The organism is uncultured Gemella sp., assembly GCF_963529685.1.
In the GTDB taxonomy this organism is placed as follows: domain Bacteria; phylum Bacillota; class Bacilli; order Staphylococcales; family Gemellaceae; genus Gemella.
Window position 1 is genome coordinate 1 of sequence record NZ_CAUSAI010000005.1, and the last position, 13,540, is coordinate 13,540.

A 13,540-nucleotide genomic window follows, 5' to 3' on the forward strand; every position below is an offset into this window, starting at 1 on the left:
CATTAGGAACAATAAAGCCAACAGAAGAAGGTAACGTACCATCAGGAACAATAAAGCCAGCAGAAGAAGGTAACGCACCATCAGGAACAATAAAGCCAACAGAAGAAGGTAACGCACCATCAGGAACAATAAAGCCAACAGAAGAAAGTAACGTACCATCAGGAACAATAAAGTCAACAGAAGAAGGTAACAAACCAAGTAAATCATTAGAAGATAAAAATAAGTTTGATACAAAATTAAAAGAAGATAAAACTAACAAATCAATAAATAAATCAGAAGGTGATTTAGGGAAGAAAGAAACAAAGAGTGTTCTACCAAGAACTGGAGAAACAACATCTTCATTATTATTGATAGGTGTAATTATGGCAGGTCTAGGAATTAGTTTTTCAGTGAAACGTAAACGAGGATAAATAATACGTATCATTATGTTTTATTTATTGGTAATTTTTAGGAGATATTGTTAAGTTTTAAAATATAAATTTATGTAAACTATGGGATTTATATTTAAGTGACTTTGCTAAATAAAAAAATAAGAGCTATATAAAAATAGAGATTTTAAGAAAATATATTTTTAGGCTCTTATTTTTTTATGTTTTTTATAATTTTCTACAAGAGTCCCAAAAAATGGACAGATAGATTGATATAATTAAATCATAAAACGAAGAGGTGATTTAAAATGGAAAAAGACTATATTACAATTACAGGAATGGAATACTATTTTGGAAATAAAGTGTTTAAGGTAGGAGATGTTATTAACTGTGAAAAAGAGTTTGATAACGATTATGATGAAGAAGCTATAAAAGTTATGGTGAAAACTTTTGGTAAAGTTGGATACGTAGCAAATTCATGTAGAACTGTTGCTAAAGGTACAAAAAGTGCAGGGAGAATTTATGATAAAGTGGGAGATAAGTTCTTTGTAAGAGTGTGTTTTGTTACTGGTGGATCTGTAATTGCAGAAGTATTAAAAAGAGAAGAAAATAATTAACAAAAATGATAGAAAAAATCGTAAATAGTTGTTATTATATACATAAGTATATATAAGGAGCAATTTTTATGGAAAAAGGAAGATATCAAAAATTAAAGTTATTGTACTTACTAGAAATATTAAGAGATTATAGTGATGAAAATACTTATTTAAGTGTTAAAGAGTTAACAAATTTACTTTTAAAAAATGAAATAGTTGTAGAGAGAAAAACTTTATACAAAGATATAGAATTATTACAAGATTATGGATTCAATATTGTAGTTGAAAAAAATGGTCGTGAAAATACTTATGCTTTAGTAGAAAGAGAGTTTGAACTTGCAGAGGTGAAAATGCTGATTGATGTTATTCAGGCGAGTAAGTTCTTAACTGCAAAAAAATCAAGAGATTTAATTCTAAAGTTGAAGAAATTAGCTAGTAAACAACAGGCACAAAAAATTCAAAGGCAGGTATATTCTTTCGAAGAAAATAAATATATAAACGAAAATATTTATTATAATGTTGATGCGATTCATAATGCAATTGCAGAAAATAAGCAAATTAATTTCAATTATTGGCAGTGGAATTATAAAAAACAAATGATTGATAGGAAAAATGGTGAAGTTTATAACGTTAGCCCATTCGCATTAGTATGGAATGATGAGAATTATTATATGGTTGCTTATGATAACAAAACGGATTTAATAAAGAATTATCGTGTTGATAAAATGCGCAGTGTTGTTATCGCTGATATTGATAGAGTAGGACATGCTCAGTTCCAAAAAGAAGATATATCGAGTTATTATAAAAAAATATTCGGTATGTATGGAGGGAACTTAGAAAAAGTGACTTTAGAATTTAAGGAGTCCTTAATAGGAGCAGTCGTCGATAGATTCGGTAAAGATATTATTATTCATAAAAAAGGTAATGTATATCAAACTTCTGTTGAAGTAATGTGTAGTAGTCATTTCTTAGGTTGGATTTTCTCTTTAGGTAGTGATATTGAAATATTAGCACCTCAAAATGTTCGAGACTTATACGTGAGGGAAGTAGGGGTGTTGTTGAATAAATATAAATAAATGAGAAGGTTGAAAAAATGGATAAAAATATAGTTTTATTGGATATTATTGAAACTAAAGTTGCTAATGTTTTATCAGTTTCAGTAAAAAGGATAAATGTAACTGATAGACTTGAAGTTATTGATGATGTAGATTTTCATCAAAAAATAGATTCAGGTGAATATTTATTTGATTTAGAGAATACATTAGAAAATTATTTTAACAATTTACCATTGGATATTGATGTTAAAATTTTTGTTTGGTATAAAGAAAAAAGGGAACTAATTGAGAAATATTTTCCTTTTCTAAGTTATTATAAATTTGAATATATTCAAGCTAAGATAATTAAGGTAGGATTAACAAATGCTAATAATCCAGTTAATTATACGTTAAAAAATGTATTGAAATTATTAGAAATCAAATATGATAAGTTTAAACTTGGTGTTCCTAGATATGTAGTAGATATTTTTTATCAAATTTTTGAAAGACTTTTAGTTTATTTTGAACATAAAAGTGAAATTAGTGCTTTTTGTAAGATGGATAGTGGTTTGATTCACGACTCTTCTTGCAGAACATTAAAAAAATCGAATGATAAGCCATCTTTAGATTGGGTGGAGTTTGTTTGGGGTGATTATCGTTTTTGTAAACATTGTTGTAGCTTTGAAATTAAAGGACCTTTTTACAAGGATATGACAAATGAACAACTGAAAAGCGAAGGTATTTTTCTAAAAAATATTAAAATTAGTAAAGATGTCGGAGGAGTTTGCGATGAAAGGGATGTTATTAAAGAAGATGTCACTATAAATGAAGATTCTGAGAAAGCTGTTTCAAGTATAGATGTTGAAAAAGATGGTATTATAGACCATACGTTAAAGGAAATTGATGAAATTATAAATAGCAAGAAAACAGAGTATGTAAGTTTACCGAATGGTGAGAAAATAGTTATTTTTAAAGCTAATGATACATTAAATAATAATATTAAAAATCTTATGAATAAGCAAAAAACTGAAAGTTCTGCTTTGAAAAATAATGCTATTAATTATCAAATATTACTATTTAAAATTGGTGAACTTGGTGAGAGTAAAGTATTGGATGAATTAAAATATAGTTTTTATCCTATGCATATTATTAAAGATATTTCGATTAATATTGGAGAATTTCATTGCCAGATCGATTTTCTAATTATAACCAAAAAGTCAATATATTTGATTGAGTGTAAAAACAATGGGGCTAATTTAAAAATTGATTCTACTGGAAGTTTTTACCTTGTTAAAGAAGGGAAAAAGAATCGAATTTTTAGTGTGTTAAATCAAATAGAAAGACAAAAAATGATTTTGGAGCAATTAGATTTTGATGTAGATATAAAAAATATTCATCCTATAATTGTTTATGCGAACGAAGAGACTGGAATAGAAATCGAAGATGAAACTATTTTAAGAGGTATTGATGTAATTAATTTAGATTGCTTAAATAGTTTGATTAGAGAAAAAGAAAAAGATCTAGAAGAAATCTATAGTGAAAAAGAAATAGAAAAAATTAAAAATAAACTCTTGGACCCTATTTTGAAAAATAGTGACTATGTTGAAGAAAATTTTAAGAAGTGGGATGAGTTTGAACTTAGAATGCAATTGGAAAAGAACATAAATGAGAAAAAAGCATTGGAGAAAATAGCTGAAAGAAATTCAACGAAAAGTATAAAGGCAAATAATGATAGTTCTAAAATTTCACGTGATGAATTTGGAGAAATATTGGAGAAATACTTGATAAGAAAATCGGAAAAACTAGGTGTAACGACTGCGTCTTTAATGACGGAAATGATGAAAGATGAGGTATTAGAAAAGATGCCAACAACAGTTGCACAGTTATCTAAATTATTGGTTAGTAATAGTGTATTTTTCCATAAAATATCAAGTGATTTGTTATCGATGATTAATAATATTAAGCCAGTGATGAGTTAAATAGTATGAAATAAAAATAAGATGCGATATAAAACAAAAATTTTATGAAAAACGTTTTATGTCGCTTTTGTTTTCCCTATTAAAATTTTAAATATATGTAAATTCATTTAGTATATTTTTGAATATGGAGAGTGTACTTAATATCAACTTAAAATCATGTTATAGTGGTTGCTTTAAAGAGAAATGGATGATATAATAAGGAGATGAATTATAAGATAATTATAATAAGATTATAAAATCATTAATAAGAAAATATGTCGGAAGGAAAATGTTAATGGCTATTTTAGGAAAAATATTTGATGCTAACAAAAGAGAAGTAAAAAACTTAGCGAAATTAGCGGATAAAGTATTAGCTAAAGATGAAGAGTATTCAAATCTTAGCGATGAACAATTACAAGATAAAACTGAAGAATTTAAAACTTATATTGAAGAACAGAGAGAAAAAGGGAAATCGACAGCTGATATACTAGAGAAAATTTTAGTAGATGCTTTTGCTGCAGCTCGTGAAGGAGCATTCCGTTCATTAGGTATGAAACCTTATAAAGTTCAAATTATGGGTGGTATCGCACTACATCGTGGGGATATCGCAGAGATGAGAACAGGGGAAGGTAAAACACTTACTGCGACAATGCCTGTTTATTTAAATGCATTAGCAGGAGAAGGTGTGCACGTTGTTACAGTTAACGAATACTTATCTCAACGTGACGCTCAAGAAATGGGAGTTTTCTACAACTATATGGGACTTTCAGTAGGACTTAACTTAAACTCTCTAAACTCAGAAGAGAAAAGAGCGGCTTATAACGCTGATATTACATACTCAACAAACAATGAGTTGGGATTTGACTATTTAAGAGATAACATGGTAAAAACGGTTGAAGCTCGTGTTCAACGTCCATTAAACTACGCTGTTATCGATGAGGTTGACTCAGTTCTTATCGATGAAGCACGTACACCTCTTATTATCTCTGGTGAAGGACAAGAATCAACTTCACTATACCAAGTTGCAAATGCATTTGTTAAAACTTTGAAAAAAGCAGAGGAAGAAGATGGAAGTGATGGAGATTACACTTTAGATATTAAAACTAAAGCTATTCAACTTTCTGAAAATGGTATCGATAAAGCCGAAAGTTACTTCGGATTAAAAAATCTATATGAATTAAAAAATGTTGATTTAACTCACCATATTAACCAAGCATTAAAAGCAAACTATACTATGTCATTAGATGTAGACTATGTTGTTGCTGAAGATGGAGAGATTTTAATCGTTGACCAATTTACAGGACGAACTATGCCTGGACGTCGTTTTTCTGAAGGATTACACCAAGCTATAGAGGCTAAAGAAGGTGTGCCAATTCAAAAAGAAAGTAAAACAATGGCAACTATTACATTCCAAAACTTCTTTAGAATGTATAAAAAACTTAGTGGTATGACAGGGACTGGTAAAACAGAGGAAGAAGAATTTAGAAACATTTATAACATGTTTGTTACGACAATTCCTACAAACAGACCTATCCAAAGGATTGATGCTCCAGACTTTATTTATTCAAACATGGAAGCTAAATTTAATGCCGTAGCACAAGAAGTTAAAGAATGTTATGATAGAGGACAACCAGTTCTTTTAGGTACAGTTTCTATTGAAACGAGTGAATTAGTATCTAAACTATTATATAGATATGGAGTACCTCATAAAGTTCTTAATGCTAAACAAAATGAAAGTGAAGCAGAAATTATCAAACAAGCAGGACAACGCGGTTCAATAACTATCGCGACTAACATGGCTGGTCGTGGTACGGATATTAAACTTGGAGAAGGTGTTCGTGAATTAGGTGGACTTGCTGTTATCGGTACAGAGCGTCACGAATCACGTCGTATTGATAATCAGCTACGTGGTCGTTCTGGACGTCAAGGAGACCCAGGTTACAGTAGATTCTATCTTTCTCTTGAAGATGAGCTTATGGTTCGTTTCGGAGCTGATAGATTACAAAAAATCATGGGGAAAGATGATGATACACCGCTTGAAAGTAGAATGGTAAGTAGATCTGTTGAAAGTGCTCAAAAACGTGTTGAAGGTAACAACTATGATTCTCGTAAACAAGTACTTCAATATGATGATGTATTACGTAAACAACGTGAAATTATGTATGCGGAAAGAAATGAAGTACTAGAAAATGAAGTAGTTACTGAAATTATTCAAGAAATGATTGGAGATGCAGTAGATAAAACTATTGCTTACATTACTGAAAATCTTGAAGTTCATAGTGAAAAAGAAGAAACAGAAGAAATCATTAAATCACTTAATGAAAAATTCTTAGGTCTAAAACCTATTACTGATAGTGAGTATGCTGATGTAATGAGTGATGATGAAATTCGTGAGCTTGTAATTCACAGAATTAACCTAGAACTTGCTGAGAAACGTGAGTTACTTGGTGATGAAACTATGAATTCATTTGAAAAATATATCTTACTTAATGCTATCGATGATAGATGGACTGATCATATTGACCAAATGGATCAACTTAGAAAAGGGATTTTCCTACGTTCATATGGACAAATCGACCCACTTCGTGAGTACAAAACAGAAGGACATGAAATGTTTGAATACATGATTGATGATATTCAAGTAGAGGTTGTTACTAATCTAATGCGTATTAGAGTAGAACGTCATGAAGAAATCGAGATGAAACAAGAACCAACGAACCTTGTTACTAATGATCATAAAGAACATATTGCTCGTGGTCCAATTAAGAGTGCAACTCGTGAAGAGAAAAAAGCTCGTATAGAAGAGCGTAAACAACGTATTAAAGAATTGAAAGCTCAAAAAGATAAAGAGACTAATTAATAGTTAGGAAAAGAAGGAGACTTGAAAATAGGTTTCCTTCTTTTAATAGCTTATAATATATATTTTAGGAGGTAGTATTATGAAGCATATAGAAAAACTAAGAGAAATAATAAAGTCTAATGACAATATTGTCTTTTTCGGTGGTGCTGGTGTTTCTACTGAATCGGATATACCTGATTTTAGAAGTGCTAACGGTGTATTTAATGTGCAATTAAATCGTCATTTTACACCTGAGCAACTCGTTTCTAGAACAATGTTTGTGAAGTATCCTGTAGATTTCTTTGATTTTTATAAAAAACACTTAGTGTATCCGGAAGCAAGACCTAATAGAGCACACTTTTATTTAGCAAAATTAGAAGAACAAGGAAAATTAAGAGCAGTAATAACACAAAATATAGATACACTTCATGAACAAGCAGGAAGTAAAAACGTTTTGAAACTACATGGAAGTGTTGATGCGAATTATTGTACGAAATGCAAGTCGTTTTATAATTTAGAAGATTTTTTGGCTAAAAATGAAGAAATACCAAGCTGCGATAAATGTGGTGGAGTAATTAAACCGTACGTTACTTTATATGAAGAAGAATTGAATATGACGGTATTTAATGCTGCGATTAATTTTATTGAAAAGGCAGATGTATTAATTATCGGCGGTACTTCTTTAAGTGTGTATCCTGCAGCAAATCTACTACACTATTTTAGAGGGAAACATCTAGTAGTAATTAATAAAACTTCAACACCTCAGGACAATATGGCTGATCTGGTTATTAATGGTAAGATTGGAGAAGTTTTCTCAAAATTAGAAGAAAGAGAAGGCGATGTGTAGATGTATTTATTTAGAAAACTAGGCTGGTTTATGAAGTTAGAAAAAAGGCGTTATTCCATTGGGATAATTGCTCTTATCTTAGTAAGTATTTTTAACTTGATTCCACCAAAAGTTATCGGAACTGTTATTGACAAAATCGAAGCTGGAAATTTAATAAATGCTCAGTTGTTCTTAAATGTTAGCTATCTTGTATTAGCGGCACTTGCAATGTACGCACTTCGTTATGTTTGGCGTGTTTATATTTTTGGGGCAGCATATAACCTAGGAAGAATTTTAAGGTCAAGACTATTTGAACATTTTACTAAGATGTCTCCATCATTTTTCCAAAAATATCGTACTGGTGATTTAATGGCGCATGCGACAAATGATATAAATTCGGTTGCTATGGTTGCTGGTGTAGGGGTAATGTCTGCGGTTGATGCAAGTATTACAGCATTAGTAACATTGTTTACAATGATATTTTTAATTGATTTTAAGTTAACTCTAATAGCCATTATTCCATTGCCATTTTTAGCTTATGCTACTAATTATATTGGAGATAAAAACTATGAAAGTTTTGAAGAGGCTCAAGAATCTTTTTCAGATTTAAACAATAAGGTTCAAGAAAGTGCCTCTGGGATAAAGGTTACTAAATCATTTGGTTATGGTAATGATGAGATTAAGAGTTTTAGAGAAGTTAATAATAGAGTATTTGAAAAGAATGTTATTGCAGCCAAGTATAATTCATTATTTGACCCGATGGTGTTGATATTTGTTGGAATATCTTATACACTAACTCTTGTCTTTGGTGGGATTTTCATTTCTAATGGTGATTTATCAGTTGGTGAATTGGTTACTTTTGTAACGTATTTAGATATGTTAGTATGGCCACTTCAGGCGATTGGTTGGTTATATAATATATCGCAACGTGGAGAAGTATCTTATAAGCGTATTGAGAGTTTATTAGCTGAAGTTAATGAAGTAGATACTAACCTAGACAGTAAAGTTAAAGCTGAAAATGGAAAACTAGAATATAATATAGAAAACTTCGAGTTTGAAGAAGGTAAGACGGTGTTAAGAGATATTAAATTCGCTATTGAAAAAGGACAAACACTTGGTATTGTAGGTGTTACTGGTGCAGGTAAAACTACGTTATTAAGATTGCTGCTTAGGGAATTTAATATTAATTCTGGTAATATAATGCTTAATAACAGAGATATTGCTGAATATAGTTTGAGCGATTTAAGAAAACTTGTAGGATATGTTCCTCAAGATCAAGTACTATTCGCTATGTCGATTAAAGAAAATATTCGTTTTGCTAATCCACTTATCGATGATAAGAAGGTAGAAGAAATTACGAAAATCTGTGGGTTGTACGATGATATTATGGCTATGCCAGATAAATTCGATACGATTGTAGGAGAAAAAGGAGTTAGTCTTTCTGGAGGTCAAAAACAACGTCTAGCAATGAGTCGTGCTTTAATAATTAATCCTGAGATTTTAATTCTTGATGATTCATTATCTGCAGTTGATGCTAAGACAGAGCACATTATTTTAGAGAATTTAAAAGAGCAACGTAGTGGTCAAACTAACATAATCACTGCTCATAGACTTTCTGCTGTTGTGGAAGCTGATTTAATAATTGTTTTAGGTGATGATACGATTATTGAAAAAGGTACACATGACGAACTTATTGCTAATAACGGTTGGTACAAGGAAACTTATGAAAGTCAACAAATGGAAGAAAGCTTGAAAGGGGGAAGTGATGATGTCGAAAAGTAAGACGTTTTTTAGATTAATGCGCTATATGTTTAGATATAAAGGTTTATCGATATTAGCATTATTATTTATATTATTGACTTCTATTGTAGCGACAGCGATTCCTCTTTTAGCTCAATATTATATTGATAATTTTATTACGAAAAATATAGCTAAAGCAGGATTATATATATTAATAATTTATTTTGGATTGTTTATACTGAGAGTTGTATTTACATTTTTAGGAGAGTTTTACTTTGCAAGAGTAGCTCATAGTATAGTTAGAGATTTGAGAAATGATAGTTTTATTAATTTGCAAAAATTAGGAATGTCATATTTCGATAAAACTCCTGTAGGTTCTGTTGTATCACGATTAACTAATGATACTCAAGCAGTTGCGGATATGTTTGGGACGATTTTTTCTAGTTTCCTAAATACTATTCTTATGTTTATCGTAACACTTTCTGCGATGATTGCTCTGAGTTGGCAATTGACAATTTATATGATATTATTCATACCTGTTATGGTTGGTTCGGTATATATGTATCAGAAGTTATCTAGTAAACTTGTAGAGATTTCGCGAGCAAAAATTAGTGAGATGAATACGAAGTTATCTGAATCAATCGAAGGTATGAAAATTATTCAAGCATTCAATCAGGAACAGAGATTAATAGATAAATTCGGTGAGGTTAATAATGAGCATCTTCGTTATTATACTAAATCATTAAAAGTTGATAGTTTATTATTGCGACCCGCAATGGCTCTATTGAAAGTATTAGCGTATGGAGTTATAGTTATGTACTTCGGTCTAAGTTTTGAAAGTGCTGGATTTACAGCGGGGATTATTTATGCATTTATTCAATATACGAATCAACTTTTCAATCCGTTAATAGAGTTAATGCAAAACTTCTCAATTCTTCAAACATCTATAATTTCTGCGGGGCGAGTGTTTACATTAATAGATAATGATGAATATGAGCCAGAGCAAAAAGATCGAGATTTTGTTATTTCGAATGGTGATATTGAGTTCAAAAATGTTAGTTTTTCATACGATGGGAAACGTGATGTTCTTAAGAATATTTCTTTTAGTGTGAAAAATGGAGAAAGTATAGCATTTGTCGGTGCTACTGGCTCTGGTAAATCATCAATAATGAATCTTTTCTTAAGATTTTATGATTTTGATAGAGGACAAATCTTTATAGATGGAGTTGATATAAAAGATTATAGTGCTAGTCAATTAAGAAGTAGTACAGGTCTAGTTTTACAAGATCCGTTTTTATATCATGGTACGGTAGAATCTAATATTAAAATGTATAATGAAAACTTGACAAGAGAAGATGTTATTGAAGCAGCAAAGTTTGTCGATGCACACAATTTTATTGATAAACTTGAAGATAAATATGATAGTATAGTAACAGAAAGAGGTTCGACATTTTCTTGTGGGGAGAGACAACTTCTTACATTTGCTAGAACAATAGCTAGTAAACCGAAAATTCTTATTCTCGATGAAGCAACGGCTAATATAGATTCTGAAACTGAGGACATAATTCAAAATTCACTAAAAAAAATGAGAGAAGGTAGAACTACTATTGCAATAGCACATAGACTTTCTACTATTCAAGATTCAAATTGTATCTATGTATTGGATAAAGGTGAAATAATTGAATCAGGTGCGCATGAAGAACTATTGGCTAGAAAAGGTAATTATTACAAAATGTATCAGCTTCAAGCGGGTATGATAAATAAATAAATCTAAAATGACTAGGTAAAATAACTTGATATTTCAGGTTGATATACCTAGTTATTTTATCTTTTGCAAGTTTGTATAGCAAAGAACGTTACATATCTTAGAAAAATATATGCTATAATATAAACATAAAGTTAAAAGGAGAATTTGAACATGATAAAAATTGAAGTGTGTGCTAGTAGTGTACAAGATTGTATTGTAGCGCAAAATGAAGGTGCAGACAGAATAGAGTTAATTAGTGCTAGTTATTTAGGGGGATTAACTCCAACGACAACTGTTCTAGATATGGCTATAGAAAATGGAGTGAAAATACCTATAATGGCAATGATTAGACCTAGGGGAGGAGGTTTTTGTTATTCGGAAATAGAAAAAGAACAAATGTTTAGAGAAGCAAGAGAATTGCTAAAGCATGGAGCAAAGGGTATCGTATTTGGATTTTTAAATGAAGATAGAAAGATAGAATGGGATGAGACAAGGAAAATGATAGAACTTTGTAAAAGTTATGAAGCGGAAAGTGTCTTTCATAGAGCATTTGATTGTTCTGATGAACCTGAATACAACATTCAACGCTTAGTAGAATTAGGATGTACTAGGATTTTGACAAGTGGTTTAGGAGCTAATGTAGAAAAAGGTGCGGAGTTACTGAAGTTGTTGCAAGAGAAATTTGGTGATAGAATTGAAATTTTAGCTGGTGCGGGTATTTCTACAGAAAATATAGAAAGTATTATTAAAAAAACTGGAGTTACTCAAGTTCATGGAACGTTTAAAAAGTATGGTGTTGATCAAACAACAACTGGTACGGATGTAACTTATAGATATACAGACAAAGGTGACTATGAAGCGGTAGATTCTAAAAAGTTAACTCAAGCTGTACAAATAGTAAAAAGATTAAATGAGGAATAGAATGTTTAGTAACGTACATCACATAGCAATAATAGGAACAAACTACAGCAAAACTAAGGAATTCTATGTTGATAAGTTAGGGTTCAAGATTATAAGTGAATATAATAGACCTGAAAAGAATGATATTATTATTAACGTTCAGAATGGTGATTTAGTTTTGGAAATATTTATTAAAGAAACAGCTCCTTTACGACCAAAAATACCAATGCCAGAATATACAGGATTACGGCACCTAGCTTTTAGAGTAGATAATGTAGAGGAAATGTTAAAAAAATTTGATATTCTTGGTATTTTGCATGAAGAACTTCGTTATGATGATTTCGATAATAAAAAGATGGCATTTTTCTTCGATCCTGATGGTTTACCGTTAGAAATACATGAATAGATAATAAATCTATGAGAGTGACTCGGCAAAATTAATTTCTGCGAAATGATGATTTTTGAGTCACTCCCTTCTTAGTTATTTATATTTCAATATTAGTGCCTATACCAAGTGATTTTGCTTTATTTATTATGAAGTTTGCACAAGCGATATCTAGTACAGCAGTTCCTACTGATTTAAAAATAGTAGTTTCATTGTCGTTTGTTCTACCTTCAATTTTATTTAGAATAAGTTCACCAAGCTCTCCTTGAAAATCGTTTAATTCTATTTTTTTATTCTCTAGAGGTTGTAAGATATCACCAGCTTCGCTTAAAACACCATCCTTGGTATCAAAATAAATTTTATTGTTTTTATTTATTATTTCAGATGGTAGTTCAACCATGTCGTATGTAAAAGAACCGATACCGTTAATATGAACACCTGTTTTTAAGTATTCTGATGAAAAAGTTGGTGTTTTAGATGTAGTAACTGTAGTTATTATGTCAGAATCAGTCACTGCTTCATTTGGATCACTGTATGCTATGATATTCACATCAAAATCATTTAATTCTTTTTTTAATGTTTTAACAAAATTTTTTGTTTTTTCAAAATTTCGAGCAACAATTCTAAGTTCGCTTAGATTTCTAACTGTCATCATGGCACGAGCCTGTTCAAGTGCTTGACCTCCAGTTCCTATTAATGTAGCAATTTTACTATCTCTTCTTGAAAGTAACTCTGTTGCAGCCCCCTGAAGCGCTGCTGTACGCAATGCTGTTAAGTAAGTACCATCAAGAACACCATTAACTATACCAGTTTTTTCATCTATGGTAATCATAGTAGATGGCACTGAAGGTAAGTTATTTTTAGTATTATCAGGATAAACTGATACAATTTTAATTCCTATGTTATCTGTTTCCTCTGAGATTTTTCCAGGCATAAATAGAACTTGTCCATTATTCTTACTAGATTGTATAGGCGTACGTAGTGGGATTTCTGCTTTACTTAGAGTATAGTTCACCATTGCACTCTTACAAACCTCGATAGCTTCATTCATTGTTATACATTTTTTTATATCTTCTTTAGTTAATATTTTCATTGTGTTTCTCCCGTGTTGTAATTATACAATAATTATATCATTTAAATCTAAAAG

At 30.6% G+C, this 13,540-nt stretch carries 11 protein-coding genes; 10 read left to right on the top strand and 1 reads right to left on the bottom strand.

The genetic code is table 11. The features are described from left to right. From RWS90_RS01560 to RWS90_RS01605, 10 genes are all read left to right on the top strand, one after another. Positions 1-410 (top strand): LPXTG cell wall anchor domain-containing protein (locus RWS90_RS01560; RefSeq protein ID WP_314548198.1); only part of this gene is annotated, 410 nt, incomplete at its 5' end. A gap of 266 nt (positions 411-676) precedes the next feature. Next, positions 677-985 carry an HIRAN domain-containing protein gene (locus RWS90_RS01565; protein ID WP_314548199.1) on the top strand — a complete coding sequence of 103 codons (309 nt, stop codon included), beginning with the start codon at positions 677-679 and terminating at the stop codon, positions 983-985. 68 nt (positions 986-1,053) lie between these two features. Next, a complete protein-coding gene (locus tag RWS90_RS01570; protein ID WP_314548200.1) occupies positions 1,054-2,040 on the top strand; it encodes a WYL domain-containing protein in 987 nt (328 codons plus the stop codon). 17 nt (positions 2,041-2,057) lie between these two features. Beyond that, positions 2,058-3,977, top strand: coding sequence for a nuclease-related domain-containing protein (locus RWS90_RS01575; protein WP_314548201.1), 1,920 nt, complete (start codon positions 2,058-2,060; stop codon positions 3,975-3,977). Positions 3,978-4,251: 274 nt separating this feature from the next. Further along, a complete protein-coding gene (secA, locus tag RWS90_RS01580; RefSeq protein ID WP_314548202.1) occupies positions 4,252-6,816 on the top strand; it encodes a preprotein translocase subunit SecA in 2,565 nt (854 codons plus the stop codon). A gap of 79 nt (positions 6,817-6,895) precedes the next feature. After that, positions 6,896-7,642, top strand: a complete 747-nt coding sequence (locus RWS90_RS01585; RefSeq protein WP_314548204.1) for an NAD-dependent protein deacylase — start codon at positions 6,896-6,898, stop codon at positions 7,640-7,642. After that, entirely contained in the window at positions 7,643-9,403 is a 1,761-nt protein-coding gene (locus RWS90_RS01590; RefSeq protein ID WP_314548205.1) for an ABC transporter transmembrane domain-containing protein, read from the top strand. It abuts the gene before it with no gap. Then, the gene (locus tag RWS90_RS01595; protein ID WP_399541435.1) at positions 9,390-11,129 is read left to right on the top strand and encodes an ABC transporter ATP-binding protein; all 1,740 of its coding nucleotides are present in this window, start codon (positions 9,390-9,392) and stop codon (positions 11,127-11,129) included. The genes RWS90_RS01590 and RWS90_RS01595 overlap by 14 nt, the downstream gene beginning before the upstream one ends. A gap of 150 nt (positions 11,130-11,279) precedes the next feature. Then, positions 11,280-12,029 (top strand): copper homeostasis protein CutC, encoded by a 750-nt coding sequence (locus RWS90_RS01600; protein WP_314548209.1) that lies wholly within the window; start codon positions 11,280-11,282, stop codon positions 12,027-12,029. A 1-nt stretch (position 12,030) separates the two neighbouring features. Next, positions 12,031-12,414 carry a VOC family protein gene (locus tag RWS90_RS01605; protein ID WP_314548210.1) on the top strand — a complete coding sequence of 128 codons (384 nt, stop codon included), beginning with the start codon at positions 12,031-12,033 and terminating at the stop codon, positions 12,412-12,414. Positions 12,415-12,493: 79 nt separating this feature from the next. On the opposite strand, the gene RWS90_RS01610 is transcribed toward RWS90_RS01605, so the two are convergent. Further along, positions 12,494-13,486 (bottom strand): ornithine cyclodeaminase family protein, encoded by a 993-nt coding sequence (locus tag RWS90_RS01610; RefSeq protein ID WP_314548211.1) that lies wholly within the window; start codon positions 13,484-13,486, stop codon positions 12,494-12,496. Between the last annotated feature and the right edge of the window lie 54 nt (positions 13,487-13,540).

What these genes read in the sequence shown, in the direction of transcription:
- RWS90_RS01590 (WP_314548205.1), top strand. Translation starts at nt 7,643, where the DNA reads ATGTATTTATTTAGAAAACTAGGCTGGTTTATGAAGTTAGAAAAAAGG.
- secA (WP_314548202.1), top strand. Translation starts at nt 4,252, where the DNA reads ATGGCTATTTTAGGAAAAATATTTGATGCTAACAAAAGAGAAGTAAAA.
- RWS90_RS01575 (WP_314548201.1), top strand. Translation starts at nt 2,058, where the DNA reads ATGGATAAAAATATAGTTTTATTGGATATTATTGAAACTAAAGTTGCT.
- RWS90_RS01585 (WP_314548204.1), top strand. Translation starts at nt 6,896, where the DNA reads ATGAAGCATATAGAAAAACTAAGAGAAATAATAAAGTCTAATGACAAT.
- RWS90_RS01570 (WP_314548200.1), top strand. Translation starts at nt 1,054, where the DNA reads ATGGAAAAAGGAAGATATCAAAAATTAAAGTTATTGTACTTACTAGAA.
- RWS90_RS01605 (WP_314548210.1), top strand. Translation starts at nt 12,031, where the DNA reads ATGTTTAGTAACGTACATCACATAGCAATAATAGGAACAAACTACAGC.
- RWS90_RS01595 (WP_399541435.1), top strand. Translation starts at nt 9,390, where the DNA reads ATGTCGAAAAGTAAGACGTTTTTTAGATTAATGCGCTATATGTTTAGA.
- RWS90_RS01600 (WP_314548209.1), top strand. Translation starts at nt 11,280, where the DNA reads ATGATAAAAATTGAAGTGTGTGCTAGTAGTGTACAAGATTGTATTGTA.
- RWS90_RS01610 (WP_314548211.1), bottom strand. Translation starts at nt 13,486, where the DNA reads ATGAAAATATTAACTAAAGAAGATATAAAAAAATGTATAACAATGAAT.
- RWS90_RS01565 (WP_314548199.1), top strand. Translation starts at nt 677, where the DNA reads ATGGAAAAAGACTATATTACAATTACAGGAATGGAATACTATTTTGGA.